11 protein-coding genes and 1 pseudogene are annotated in these 12452 nt (G+C 70.6%); 1 reads left to right on the top strand and 11 read right to left on the bottom strand.

The genetic code is table 11. The features are described from left to right. Positions 1 to 482: 482 nt before the first annotated feature. The 11 genes and pseudogenes from BMX93_RS13330 to BMX93_RS09230 all read right to left on the bottom strand — a co-directional run. A pseudogene (locus BMX93_RS13330) lies at positions 483 to 1460 on the bottom strand (recombinase family protein); the annotation flags it as partial. A 259-nt stretch (positions 1461 to 1719) separates the two neighbouring features. After that, the gene (locus BMX93_RS09275; RefSeq protein ID WP_091970361.1) at positions 1720 to 1956 is read right to left on the bottom strand and encodes a hypothetical protein; all 237 of its coding nucleotides are present in this window, start codon (positions 1954 to 1956) and stop codon (positions 1720 to 1722) included. Continuing rightward, positions 1956 to 2528, bottom strand: coding sequence for a hypothetical protein (locus BMX93_RS09270; protein ID WP_091970358.1), 573 nt, complete (start codon positions 2526 to 2528; stop codon positions 1956 to 1958). The genes BMX93_RS09275 and BMX93_RS09270 overlap by 1 nt, the downstream gene beginning before the upstream one ends. 11 nt (positions 2529 to 2539) lie before the next feature. Beyond that, positions 2540 to 3019: a single-stranded DNA-binding protein gene (locus BMX93_RS09265; RefSeq protein ID WP_091970356.1), complete on the bottom strand. Its 480-nt coding sequence runs from the start codon at positions 3017 to 3019 to the stop codon at positions 2540 to 2542. 72 nt (positions 3020 to 3091) lie between these two features. Continuing rightward, on the bottom strand, positions 3092 to 4864 hold the full coding sequence (locus BMX93_RS09260) for a type IV secretory system conjugative DNA transfer family protein (protein WP_091970354.1): 1773 nt from the start codon (positions 4862 to 4864) through the stop codon (positions 3092 to 3094). Further along, on the bottom strand, positions 4861 to 5388 hold the full coding sequence (locus BMX93_RS09255; protein WP_218139287.1) for a hypothetical protein: 528 nt from the start codon (positions 5386 to 5388) through the stop codon (positions 4861 to 4863). Before BMX93_RS09255 ends, BMX93_RS09260 begins: the two co-directional genes overlap by 4 nt. Beyond that, the gene (locus BMX93_RS09250) at positions 5385 to 6935 is read right to left on the bottom strand and encodes a TraC family protein (RefSeq protein WP_091970352.1); all 1551 of its coding nucleotides are present in this window, start codon (positions 6933 to 6935) and stop codon (positions 5385 to 5387) included. The genes BMX93_RS09255 and BMX93_RS09250 overlap by 4 nt, the downstream gene beginning before the upstream one ends. Continuing rightward, positions 6932 to 8146 (bottom strand): hypothetical protein, encoded by a 1215-nt coding sequence (locus BMX93_RS12935; RefSeq protein WP_177170163.1) that lies wholly within the window; start codon positions 8144 to 8146, stop codon positions 6932 to 6934. The genes BMX93_RS09250 and BMX93_RS12935 overlap by 4 nt, the downstream gene beginning before the upstream one ends. A gap of 52 nt (positions 8147 to 8198) precedes the next feature. Further along, positions 8199 to 9659: an SCO6880 family protein gene (locus BMX93_RS09240; RefSeq protein WP_091970350.1), complete on the bottom strand. Its 1461-nt coding sequence runs from the start codon at positions 9657 to 9659 to the stop codon at positions 8199 to 8201. Positions 9660 to 9663: 4 nt separating this feature from the next. After that, entirely contained in the window at positions 9664 to 11142 is a 1479-nt protein-coding gene (locus BMX93_RS09235; protein WP_091970348.1) for a TrbL/VirB6 family protein, read from the bottom strand. A gap of 40 nt (positions 11143 to 11182) precedes the next feature. After that, entirely contained in the window at positions 11183 to 11452 is a 270-nt protein-coding gene (locus BMX93_RS09230) for a DUF6112 family protein (protein WP_066475040.1), read from the bottom strand. Positions 11453 to 11585: 133 nt separating this feature from the next. Here BMX93_RS09230 and BMX93_RS09225 point away from each other — a divergent pair, with 133 nt between their 5' ends. Continuing rightward, entirely contained in the window at positions 11586 to 12440 is an 855-nt protein-coding gene (locus BMX93_RS09225; protein ID WP_091970346.1) for a TIGR02391 family protein, read from the top strand. The last annotated feature ends 12 nt before the right edge of the window (positions 12441 to 12452 follow it).

Raw genomic sequence — 12452 nt, 5'->3', positions numbered from 1 at the left:
GCGTTCTCGACGCGCAGCTCGTCGTCCTCCTCGACGTAGACCTTGGTGAAGAACGCCTGATTGCACAGGCGCCGGTTGGCGTCGTCGCAGCGAGCGTAGATGTCAGCGCAGTTCACGAGCAGGTTCAGGGCGTCGTCCAGGTGGGCGCGAGCGTCGGTGTATTCGCCTTGGTGCGCGTCGAGGCGACGGTTCACCTGGTCGAGCTCGCCGAGGATGCGGTCCTGCTCTCGTTTGAGGACGGCGAGCGGGATCGCGTCGGCGTAGTGGGCTTGCATGAGCCGGTCCTGCTCGTGCTCCAGGCGGTCGCGGTTGGCGGTGAGCTGTGCGAGTTCGTCGGCTTCGGCGGACATGAGCCGGTCAAACTCGTGGTGCAGCATCCCGGCCAGTGCCTCGCGCCGGGCGGGGACGAGCTGCACGCGCTGGTAGTAGTCCTCGATCAAGTGCTCGACGTCTTCGATGAGGATGGCCTGCCGGGTGCAGTCGGTCCGCTTGGAGTGCCGACCGGAGCAAACGAAGTAGGGGTAGACGTTGCCGTGCCGGTTCTTCGCGTTGGAGATGATGAGGCGCGACCCGCAGGCTCCGCAGTAGACGGTGCCTTTCAGGTAGTGGTCGTGCACCTGGGTCGCCTCGGCGGCGGACTTGTGCGCGGTGAGGACAGATTGCACCTGATACCAGACCTCGGCCGGGACGAGCGGTTCGTGCGCGCCCTTGTAGACCACGCCCCGGTAGATCACGTCGCCCTTGTAGTACGGATTTGTCAGGAGCCGGTGCACCGAGGACACCGCGAGCGGCTTGGAGGGGTGCTTCGGCGTCGGCAGGCTTCGCAGCCCGCGCGTGGTGAGCTCGTCGTGGAGCTGGCTGACGGTCCAGGTCCCGGAGGCGTATGCCTTGTACGCCCACTCGATCAGCGGCGCCCGGTCGGGGTCGAGCTGCACGGTGCGGACCTCGCGGCCGAGCTCGTCGCGGACGCGGACGTTGAGATAGCCGATGGGCGCCTTGGTCGGGGTGCCGCCGTTGGCGACCTTCTGCGTCATGCCCTTGATGACCTCGGTGGCGAGGTTGCGGGAGTAGAACTCCGCGATCGTGGACATGATGCCGTGCAGCAGCATCCCGCTCGGGGTTTCGTCAATGTTCTCCGTGGCCGAGACGAGCATGACCCCGGCCTCTTGGAGCGCGAGGTGAATGGTCACGTCGTCGGCGCGGTTGCGGGCGAGCCGGTCGACTTTGTGGACGATGCAGTAGGCGACGCGGTGCTGCTTGACGTACTGGATCATTCGCATCAGCTCGGGCCGGTCGGCCTTGCGGGCGGACTCGCCCGCGTCGATGAACTCCTCCACGATGACCGCGCCGAGCTGTTCGGCTTTGCGGCGGTTGGCCTCGCGCTGGGCGGGGATGGAGAAGCCTTCGTCGGTGCCGCCCTTTTCGGCTTGTTCCTTGGTCGAGACGCGCAGGTAGGACACCGCGAGCGCGGTGCCCTGGGGCGGGTCGATGAGACTGCGCACCGGATTGGCGGTGCGCGCGAACGTGGAAGTCACTTGTGGGCCTTCTCTCACGGGAATCGGCCCCCGCGCTCGGGCTGAACGCCCGAGGGGTGCTGATCGTGAGAGAAAGCCCGGAGGCTCTAGGACTAGGTCAGGTCGACCACGTTAGGTTGCCCGCTAGAACAGCGGGGTTAGGACCACAACACCCCAGCGACGCGAGGCTTGCTTGACGGCCATTCTACCCGGTCGCCTCTGACGCGGCCATGATCGCGGGCTCCGGGCCGGAGGGGCGATAAGTCTCGGGCAGCTCGGCCGCCCGCCGCTCGGCGCGGGTGCGGCCGGTCTCCTGCAAGGTCAGGCGGATCAGCAGCTCCGCGAGCTTGTGGAGGTCCGGCGGGTCACGATGCACCGCACGGACGGAGAACGACCGATCCTCGTAGGCGCGGCGGTCGGTCTTCTTGACGTAGGAGCCCATCAGCCGCGCAGCTCGCCTGTGCTCGGGTCCAGGTTGGCGTAGAACTCGTCTTCGGCCTGCCGGCGGGCGGCGACATCGGCGAGCATCCACGCCACGAAGTCCTCGTCGCGGTTCTCGATGCCCGTCTCTTCAACTGGATCGCCGGGCTCCTCGCCGGGCCAGGCGGTCTGCCGCGTCGGACGGTCGCGGTCCAGACGCGTGCCGCAGGCGGCGACCCAATCGCGGAGCCGCTGCCGCGCGTCCGCGAAGTCGCGGTGCCAGCCCAGAGGCGCGGAAGCGTTCTGTTCGGCGTCGTATGCCGCGAGCCAGTGCAGGTGCAAGGCGCTGAGCTCCCACACGAGCTCGCCGTGTCGGTGCCAGAATGGCGGCACGACGCTGGCCGGGAGGCCGTAGGTGGTGCGGAGCCAGTTGACCCACCTGTTGAGCTCTAGCCACTCGGCCTCGGCCTCGTCGGCGGTCAGCAGGTTCCAGTTGATCGGGTGCGGCGGCTCCGGCGGCAGCATCGGGTCGTGCTCGCCGGCGGGATCGGCGCCCGGCGTCTCGGGCTCGCGGGTCGCGTCGTTCTCAGTCATGGCGCTTCCGCTCAGAGTGCGAGTGTCCGCGTCGCGGAGGTAGGGGTGCGCGCGGCGGTGAACTCCGGCGGCGTCTCCCGGTTGCGCTTCGCGGCGGCGGTCGGTGCCTCGCCGGATGCGTCGCGGGGTGGTCGAGGGGAACGGTCCACCTCGTAGTTCGTCCGCAGCGCGTCGTGGCCGATCCCGAGGGCCACGAACTCCTCGCCCGAGACATCCTTCCCGTCCTTCTTGTGGGAGTAAGGGCGGGTGTAGCCGATCGCGACGAAGTTGTCGCCGCGCGCGAACTTGGCCGCCGCTGCCTCGGCGACCTGCCCGTAGGCCACCATCGGCCGGTACTCGGTGCCGACCCTCGTGCGCGAGCCCTCCGGCTCATCCCGGTACTGCGGCTCACCAGCGAACGCGAAGAACCTCGCCTTGCCATTTCTGGTCGTCTTGATGTCCGGCTCCGAGGCGATGTAGCCCCAGAGCGGTTCTGCGCGGTTCTCGGCCATGCGCCCGTCCTCCTGACACTCGCTGCGGCCCACCACGGGTCGCTCTTGTCAGGCAGGTGCGCCCGCGTCCTCCTATGGGCGGCGTTGCAGCGTGGCCTCGATACCGACCCGATCGGCTCGTAGCGTCTTGGCGTCGGGGCGGTCCATCCAAGCGCGCATCCTCGTGACGATGGGCGGGGCGGAGCGCAGAAGCACGAGCGCGGTGCCGAACGGCAGCGTGCGGATCGCACCTGGAGGCATGATCGGCACCCGCCGGATCGAGCGTTGCGCGGAGCGGGAGCCGTGGTCTCCGATGGTGGTGGAGTCGGTCACCTCGTCGCGTTCGCCGATGACGGTGGTGAGGTCGTGGAGGTCGCGGCTGTTGGAGGCGCCGCCGAGGATGATCTTGACGATGCTCGCGTCCCAGATTGCGCCGGCCGCGTGCTCTGACCACTTCTCTCTGGCTTGGGCGAGGGACTGCAAGACCGGCATCGTCGTGATGCCGGTGCCGCCGCCTTCCGCCATGAGGGTCGGCAGCGAGGGCAGGGGCGCGAGGTTGCCGACCTCATCGAGTGCGAGCAGGAGCGGCGGGTCGAGCCGGGCACCTGGGCTGCGGGCGGCGATGCGGCGGGCGGCTTCCACGAGGTCCTCCACGAACGCCGCGACGAGCGCGGCGGAGTTGTTCGCGCCGGCCCCGGTCGCCAGCAGGTAGAGGGTCCCTTTGGCTTGTAGGAAGGCTTCGGGGTCGAAGTCCTCGCCGTCCCTCGGGCTCACCGCGTCGAGCACGCGCGGGTCCGCGAGAGCGGCCAAGGACAATGAGACGCCCTGCCAGATGGAGTCGCGGGTGCGGGGGTCGGAGTCGATCATCGCCTGCAAGGCGTCCGCCCATCCGGTCGCGGCTCGCGGGCTGGCGGTGAGGATCGCCACCGCGTCGGCGGCGGCCGAGGGGTCGAGAGTCCAGCGGAACAGCTCGCCGGAGCCTCGGTGATCGAGTGCGGCGGCGTGGAGCAGAGATTGGATGGCGGTGCGGGTCTTGCCTTCCCAGAACCCGCCGCCTTCGACGCCGCCTGCGGAGAGTCCGGTGCCGGCGGCAAGCCCGGTGGCACGGATCATCGCCGTCAGCGGGTCATCGCATCCCCGGATCGGCGACCAGCGCAGCCCGGCGGGCACGCCTTCGGCCAAGTGTTGCGGGTCGAACACGGCGACCGGGCCGATCTTCTGCCGGGCTCGGAGCGTTGCGGTGAGATTGTCGGGCCGGGTGCTCGTCGTGACGACGGCACCGGGCGCGTCGAGGATGGCGTTGATGACGATGTGGGCGCCTTTGCCGGAGCGCGGTGGGCCGATCAGCAGAATGCTGTCCTCCACGGAGGCCCAGACGCCGGTGCCGCGTGAGACGCCGAGCCGGTAGCCGACGTCCTCCGGCGTCGGCTTGTCGAGCGAGGGCCGCAGGTGTCCGGCCCGGCGCAGCAGGGCGCGCTCGGATGCAGCCTTGGCGACGTCGCTTCGGACGGCGATGCCGGGGATGCGGTAGGGGTCGGTTCTGGCCTGGCGGCCGTGCTCGCGGAAGAACCGCCAGGCCCACCAGCCGAGCGTGCCGGTCCCGAGGATGAGGACGGTCGCGTTGATCCAGTAGGCCACCGGGCTCAGGCCCGGTGCCTCGAGCGGCACGGCGGGGTCGAGCGGGTTCAGCAGTACGCCCAGGCCTGCCTCGACCCCGCCTGCAGGCTGGTCGACGCCGGTGATCCATGCGGCAACGGAGCCGGCGCCGCGCAGGATGCCGGCGAGGACGGCGGCGGCGATGAGGATGCCGATGCCGAGGTTGCTCAGCTCGTCCCCGAGGGAGCTGGCCGGGCGGGGCGTGCTCATTCGGGGTGCCCGATGGTCAGGGCCCCGGAGACGCGGCCGAGCAGGATCATCTCGCGGGTCGGGCTCGCGGCGAGCTGCGCCGCCTCGATGAGGCCGCGCATGGTGCCGTCCGGGGCGGCGTCGCCGTGGGCGATGACGACGGCGACCGCCACGTCCTCGCCCGGCACGAAGCCCTCCCCGTAAAGCACTGGCAGCGCGGGCACGGCGGCCCTCGCCGGCGGCTTGGGGACGGTGCGGCGTCGGGAGGGCGTGATGATGTCGGTGAACACGGTGCCGTCTGCTTCGCGGACCTCGACGCGCACCGGGGAGCGTCGCTGGCCGGTGAGCTGGTCGAGCACTTGGGCGAAGGACTCGCGCCGCCAGGGCGGTGCGAACGGCTCTGGCAGGTGCGGCGCCCCGTCGATGGTGACGGTCATGGTGCCGTCTTCGGCGACCGTCATGACGACATGCGGCAGGACGACGGGAATCTCCTTGTCATCGGCTGCGTGCTCGCCCGGTGATCGCTTGTAGCGGGGCCGGCTCATCGGGCTTCGCTCGGAACGTTCGGGATTCCCGAAGCCGCGTCGGGATTCGTGAACCTGCGGGAATCGCTGGTCATCCGGGCGGTGGTGTCGAAGGCGGCGAGCTCGGCCGGGTGGAGCTGGTGCTGGACGACGAAACTGCGGTCCTTGATCCGCCAGAGTCCTTGCCCGGTCCCCAGCGACGGCAGCAGCTTCTGCTCGGTCCCGGTCAGCCCGAGGGCGAGCGCGGTGGAGCCGAGCTGGTCCGGCTCCTGTCGGTAGACGATCCGCACCTCGGCGTTCGCCAGCAGCGAGGACGCGAGTGCGCGCATCGCGGTTCCGGCGTCGCCCACGTTGTCGAGGTCGGAGAGCTTGTGGAAGACGAGCATGTTGCTGATGCCGAAGTGCCGGGCGAGCCGCCACTGGGCGTCCATCCGGCGCAGCAGCGCCGGATATTGCATGAGCCTCCATGCCTCGTCGTAGATGACGAAACGCTGGCCGCCGTTCGGGTCCGAGAGGGCCGATTCCATCCAGGCGCTGGAGCACGTCATGAGGACGGAGATGAGGGTGGAGTTCTCTGCGACCCGCGACAGGTCGAGCGACACCATCGGTAAGGACGGGTCGAACCGGACGGTGGAGGGTCCGTCGAACAGCCCTTGGAGGTCGCCGGCCACGAGCCGGCGCAGGGCGTGGCCGACGAGGCGGCCGTCTTCTGCGAGCCGCCCGTCCGCGTCGTCCTCCCGGCTCGGGGCGAGGATGCGGTCCACGATCATCGGCAGGATCGGCACCTCGGAGGTGCGCACCGCATCGTTCAGCGCGAGGTCGATGGCGGTGTGCTCCAGCGGGGAGAGGGCGCGGTCGAGCACGGTCTCCGCGAGTGCGCCGATGAGGTCGCGGCGGCGGGCGGCGACCTGAGAGCCCCACTCCGCGTCGCTGACCGTGGAGGGGCGGTGGCCCTCATCGAGCGGGTTGAGCCGGTTCCGCAGCCCGTGGCCGAGGACGATCGCCCGCCCCCCGACCGCCTCGGCGACGGGCGTGTGCTCCCCTTTCGGATCGCCCGGGACATAGACCCGACGCCCGAACGGCAGCGACCGCGTGTAGAGGCTCTTGGCGAGCGACGACTTCCCGCTGCCCACGATGCCGGCGAGCACGATGTTGGGGGCAGTGATGATCCCGCGCCGGTAGAGCTCCCACGGATCGAACACAAAGCTCCCGCCACTGTAGAGGTCCTGGCCGACGAACACTCCCGAGGACCCGAGGCCGGCTTCCGCGAGGAACGGGTACTGCCCGGCGAGCGTCGCGGACGTGTCCTGGTGTCGCGGGAGCCGGAACCGGCCCGGCGTGCGCAGCGCGCCCGGCCCGGGCTCCCCTGCGGCGGGCAGGTAGACCGTGTTCCGCTTCTCGGCCTGCTCCGCCTCCCATTTCGCTTTCGCCTCGGCCTTGCGGGTCTGCCGGGCGTCGGCCTCGACCTGCGCGGCGGACTGGCGGCGGGCCTTGCGGTGCTTGCGGCGCTCCCCGTTCGGGCCGACCAGGACGCTCGTGTGCAGCCGGCCTTCCTCCTGCCCGGTCACAGCACGCGCCCCCGGCCGTGCGCCGAAGATGCCGGCGGGCGGGCGAACCAGTCGGCCGCGGCGGCCTGCCCGCGCACGTCCGGGCGGACCGGGCGTTGCGGCGTCGGGGTGTCGCGCCGCTGGGCGTGCCGCTCGATGAGGGCGGTGACCAGAGGGTGTACCTCGGTCGGCTCGGGGGCGAGCTCGGGCGTGGCGATGAACTCGCGGTAGAGGGACACGTAGCCGTTGAAAGGGTTGTGGACGAGCGTGTAGTCGTCCCGAGTCGCGGTCCGGTCGAGCGTCCCGGCCGGAGGGCTGGCGTAGATGTATCCGTTCTCGAGCGCGGCCCGCATGGTCTCCTCGCCGTAGTCGAATCCGGCCAGGTGCTCGATTGCCGCGTCCGTGCCGTCGCGGTCGATCAGCGTCAGCACCTTGTCGGCTTCCTCGCCTTGGAGAAACACGACGCTGATCCACCGCAGCTCGGCCTCCGGCGCTTCGTCGCGGGCGGCACGGTTCGGGCCGTGCTCGACAAGCTCGTTCAGTGCGTCGGCGTTGAGGCGCGCGGCGTCGGCAATCCGCTCGGGGAACAGTCCCTCGTTCTCCGGGTTCGTGCCGGGGTTGTCCAGCGCGTATTGCCGGGCCTCCCCGGCGGCGGAGAGGAACACGGCGAGCTCGCGCACGGCCTGATCCGGAGTCACCGGGGCTCCCGCCCCGGTGAACAGGTCACGGCCCTCGACGGCCTCCCCCGTCGTTGTGTCCTCGACGCGGTAGCCGTGGCGCTGATGCTCACCCAATGGCGTGTCCGGCCACACCGTCAGCGTGAGCGCACCGGCCTGCGTCACGGTGCGCTCTGGGCCGGCCGCTCCGATGCTCTCGCGCTCGGTGGCTGGGTGCGAGGCGATGCGGCCGGAGTGCTGGGAAGCCGCGTTCAGCCGCTCCTCCACGGCATCCAGCAGCGTGCCGGCCTGGTGCAGCTCGTCGGCGGCCGCGAAGGCGGAGGTCGCGCCGGCCGCCTGGCTGCCCGCGTCGTCGTACGCGCGGCCACGGTGCGCGATGTGGGCGGCGGCGAGCTGGTCGACCACCTGCCGCAGCGACCGCACGCCGCCCAGCAGATCGCCCGTCACGGCATAGGTGTCGGCAGGGTCGGCAAAGGAACGGGAGGCGTGGGCGAGGCCCCGCAGGGCCTCGAACGCCTCGGCCGCGTCCTTCCTGGGGTCATCGAAGGTCGGCATGATCGTGTCTCCTCTACGGATCGGATGAGTGGCGTTCGGCAGGTGCGCCCGGTCAGACCGGCCGGCACAGCGGCAGCGCGGCGGCGGTGAACGCCTGCGCCTGCTGGCCGACGAGCCGCCGTGTCTCGCAGCTCGCCTGGATAGCGGCCTGCTCGACGGCGGCCACGGCGGCGTCGAGGTCGTCGATGGTCGGCGCGGAGACGGAGACGAGGCCGGTGACGCGCAGCACGCCGTGGCCGGCGGTCAGGTCGGCTTCCTGCTGGAGCACGTCATCGAGCTCTGCGGAGGCGGCGGTGTCCTCGACTTGGCCGATCTTGCGGCGCTGGGCGGCGTCGGAGATGAGCTCGGTCTTCTTCTTCCGCAGGTCCCTGGCTGCCTGGTCGGCACGTACCGGGGTGTAGTGCAGGGCGAGGGTGCGCAGGATTCCGTTGGACAGCACGAGCGGGGCGAGGAAGCCCGGATAGACCGCGGACCTGGGCCATTCGGTAATCCACAGCACCGCGTGGTGCGCGGAGTCCGACCGCAGCCGGTCCCAGGTCTCGGTGACCGCGACCGGGCCGGCGATGGCGAGGTCGCGGCCGAGGTCGCCGTGCCGCTCAAGTGCGGGCGCGGCGGCCGGGTCGTAGGCCGAGCGCAGGATCACGGCGACCTCGCCGGGCGTAAGCCATCCGGTCGAGGTGAGCTCTGCGGCGCGCAGCGCCGTGGTGAGGGTGCTCATCTCCTGGCGCAGCACCGCGGCGGCCCCGCACATCCCGCCGCCGCTGGTCCTGATCTGTCGGCTTGAGGCCTTCATGTCCAGCGCGAGGCTGATCGTGGTGGCGTGGCGTTCCCCGGCGGGGCCGGCGCGCTCGATGAGCTCGGCGTAGGTGGTTGCGGCCCAGGAGCCGTCGTCGGTGCCGTGGGTACGCCACCACTCGGCCAGGCCCGTGCCGGAGTCCGGCAGGGTCCGCTCGGAGACCTGGATGCGGGCGATCCTGCCGGAGCGGCAGGCGGCGGCGAGGACGCGGCCCCACCCTCCGACGCGGCGCTGCTGCTCGCCGGGGTCGAGGAGCACGAAAGCCGGATGAGAGACGCCGAGGATCGCGGTGAGGGTCTGGGCGTGAGGGTCGTGGATCATCGCCGCGCCGGTCTCGGGGTCCTCCCACTCCCGCAGCGGCGCCGCGTCGCCGGGGAGGGCGAGCGTCCCTGCGGGCCTCGGCTTGATGACGCGCCGCCGATAGATGAGCTGCCCGAGGTAGGTCCGTGCGGTCCAGCGGGCCACGATGGGAACCCACTCGATCAGCTTCCGGCCGCCGGCCGGGATCACGGCGAGCAGGGCCGCGGTGCTCCAGACCGGGGAGGCCCATGCCAGGCCCATGCCGCCGTCGGTGTAGAGGCCGGCGACGACGGAGAGCACCGCGACCGCGAGGACGACGAGCTGCGGCAGGGACAGGCCGAGCATGACCCCGCGGCGGGTGAGGCGGGAGAACTGCACGGGGGCGAGCGGGTAGTCGCTGTGCGTATTGGAGGCCATCGGCCTACTCCCTTCCTGTCGGCTTTGCGGACGGTGGAGGCGGCGGGTCCTGCCGTCTCGGCGCGGACCCCGACGCGGCGGGCGGTGCCGAGGATGCGGGCGGTGCCGAGGACGGTGCGGGCGTAGCAGGCCGGGTCGGTGGCGTGCCGTTCGAGGGCGGGGCAGGAGGCGGCGATGCCTGCTCGGTGGCGGCTCCGGCGTGGCTCTCGGCCGCGCCGCCGACTGCGCCGCCGGCCTTCGGGCCGACGGTCGCCGCTGTCTTGACGGCCGCGGCGCCGACGACGACGGCCGCTCCGACCGAGCCGGCTGCTGCTCCGGCACCCGCGGCACCTGCACCAGCGGCACCTGCTCCGGCACCTCCGGCGCCCGCGGCCCCAGCCCCGGCGCCGCTGCTCGCACCCGCTCCCGCGGACGCAGCCCCGGAGCCGCCGGAAGCCGCAGCGGGAGCGCCGCCGCCCGGCGCGGGCCCGGTGGGGCTCGCGCTGCTGCTACCGCCTCCGCTGGGAGGTGTGCCGCCGTTGAGTACCTTCTTCGCGCTGTCGGCCGAGGGTGCGGACGGGATCGGGACGGGTCGGTTGAGGGCCTGCTTGGCCTCCTGCTCGGAGCTCATCGCGTGGTACATGTCGATGCCCGCGAACGAGAGGAACTTGTAGGTGATGTACGGCGCGAACGCACCAATCCCCATGAGCACGACCCCGGCGATGGGGTCGCTGATGGAGGCCAGGTCGAGCTCGATGGGTGCGGAGACCTGGGTGATCGCCACGAGGAAGATGACGACGAGGACGAGCTTGGAGAAGATCAGGGCGATGACGAACGTCGCCCACTTGGCGAACCATCCCTTTGTCGCGTCCCAGGTCGCCCCGGCGAGCGCGATGGGGCCGAAGACGATGGCGACCAGCAGGAGCGCCTTGCGGATGAGCAGGGAGAACCACACGATCGCCGCCGCGCTGATGGCGAGGCCTGCGAGGAAGATGGTGATGATCGCGCCGACGCCGGGGGCGGCGATGTTGATGGCACCGAACCCGGCGGCGAGCAGGGCGATCCGGTCGCCCATCCCTTCCATCGTGTTCCCGGTGGCCTGCACGATGCCGACGCAGAGCTGGTCGGTGACTTCCAACAGCAGCGCCGTGAGCGTGATGACCAGGAACGACCCCAGCACCGACTTCGCCAGCCCGAGGGCGGCTCGGGTCAGGGCGGTGGGATCGCGGTGGATGAGGCCGGTGATGAGCTGGAGGCAGAAGAAGATGAGGAACAGGAAGACCGCGACGCCGAACAGGATGTTGTAGACGGCGACGTACTGCGCGCCGGTGACGTCCACGAGGGTCGTGGTGTCGAAGACTGTCCAGACGGCCTCGAACAGCCAGGCGGCGGCCTGGCCCATCGCTTGCGCGAGCCAGTCGAAGGGGGCCGCGATCAGGGATGCGGTTCCTTCGCCCACGGCGTCGCAGACGGAGGAGATGACCGGGACATCGCAGACGCTCATCGGCCCGGCTCCCGGTCTGCCGAGCTGTGCTCCGGGCGGCTCATACCGCCTGGCCCACGTTCCAGAAGAAGTTCACGAGCGTCACCGACGCGCCGCAGATGATCGCGGCCCCGCAGGAGACCAGGACGCCCACCTTGCCGCGCGAGGCCAAGTGTGGGTTGCTGCTGTTCGCGCCGAAGCCCCACACGATCGCCGAGACGATCAAGGCCAAGACGCTGAGGATGAGGCCCACGGTCATCACCGCGCCGACGATGATGCGCAGTTGCTCGATGCCCGGCAGGCCGGTCCCGTTGGGGTCGATGTCGATCACGGTTGCTCCCTTGACTGGTCGAGATGAGTTCTCGGCAGTCAGGTGCGCCAGCGCTGGCCAGTAACGTCGGAGGCAGGTGGTTTGCTGAGGGCTGCGGGTGCTTCGACGGCGCCGCAGAGAAGGAGCGACTGGCGTGGCGGTCTACGGTGCGGACTATCTGCGGCGACTGCTCGCCGCGGTCGAGGACTTCGAGCGGGCTTTCGAGGCGTGGATGGTCACGCAGGTCGAGTCCGATCACATGAGCTCCCGTGGCCTGATGCCGACCGTCTGGACGAAAGACCGCCAGGACGCCGCGAAGGTGCGGAGCCTCGAACTCGACGTCGCGGAGGCCGCCGGTGCAGCCGCACGCGCCGTCTCGGTGACCGGCGCGCACATCGCGGTCGCCGGCATCGGCGCCATCGACCCGATCGCCAACTGGTCGCTGATGTCCGCGCCGAAGGCGCTGATCGCACCGCAGGACATCCGCACGACCGCCGCGACAATCCGAGGCCGGCTGCACACGCTCATCTCGGAAGCGGAAGCCGCCGAGGAATCCGGTATCCCCGGCTTCGCACCGTCCCAGCTCCACCCGATCGTCTGGTCGGCCGCGGCGGCTCACTGGACGACGCATCAGTACCGCGTTGCGGTGCGCGAGGCGTCCGAAGCACTCACAGTTCACTGGAAGACGAAGCTCGGCCGCACCGACGTCAACGACACCGTGTTCTGGCAGCAGACGCTCTCACCAGGCGATCCAGAACAGGGACGACCGAAGCTGACATGGCCAGGAGACCCCAGCGACAAGACCACCAAGAGCATGCGTGGAGGTCTGGAGCCATTGACGAAAGCGCTCAACAGCCTCGCCACGGGCCTGAACCTCACCATCCGCAACGTCACGACGCATACCCGCGACGAACTCGGCGAGCAGGAAGCGATGGAGCGGCTTGCCGCCTACAGCTACCTCGCCCGGCTCCTCGACAAGTGCGAGATTGGCAAGGTCCAGGAGGACTAGTCGCGGCGGGCT

The sequence above is a fragment of the Propionibacterium cyclohexanicum genome (assembly GCF_900111365.1).
GTDB lineage: Bacteria > Actinomycetota > Actinomycetes > Propionibacteriales > Propionibacteriaceae > Propionibacterium > Propionibacterium cyclohexanicum.
The sequence above is the reverse complement of the archived record's forward strand: the minus strand, read 5'-3'. Positions and strand labels throughout refer to the sequence as shown.

Bases quoted from the DNA above. Each gene is read 5' to 3' on its own strand.
- BMX93_RS09275 (WP_091970361.1), bottom strand. From the start codon at position 1,956: ATGGGCTCCTACGTCAAGAAGACCGACCGCCGCGCCTACGAGGATCGG.
- BMX93_RS09270 (WP_091970358.1), bottom strand. From the start codon at position 2,528: ATGACTGAGAACGACGCGACCCGCGAGCCCGAGACGCCGGGCGCCGAT.
- BMX93_RS09265 (WP_091970356.1), bottom strand. From the start codon at position 3,019: ATGGCCGAGAACCGCGCAGAACCGCTCTGGGGCTACATCGCCTCGGAG.
- BMX93_RS09260 (WP_091970354.1), bottom strand. From the start codon at position 4,864: ATGAGCACGCCCCGCCCGGCCAGCTCCCTCGGGGACGAGCTGAGCAAC.
- BMX93_RS09255 (WP_218139287.1), bottom strand. From the start codon at position 5,388: ATGAGCCGGCCCCGCTACAAGCGATCACCGGGCGAGCACGCAGCCGAT.
- BMX93_RS12935 (WP_177170163.1), bottom strand. From the start codon at position 8,146: ATGCCGACCTTCGATGACCCCAGGAAGGACGCGGCCGAGGCGTTCGAG.
- BMX93_RS09240 (WP_091970350.1), bottom strand. From the start codon at position 9,659: ATGGCCTCCAATACGCACAGCGACTACCCGCTCGCCCCCGTGCAGTTC.
- BMX93_RS09235 (WP_091970348.1), bottom strand. From the start codon at position 11,142: ATGAGCGTCTGCGATGTCCCGGTCATCTCCTCCGTCTGCGACGCCGTG.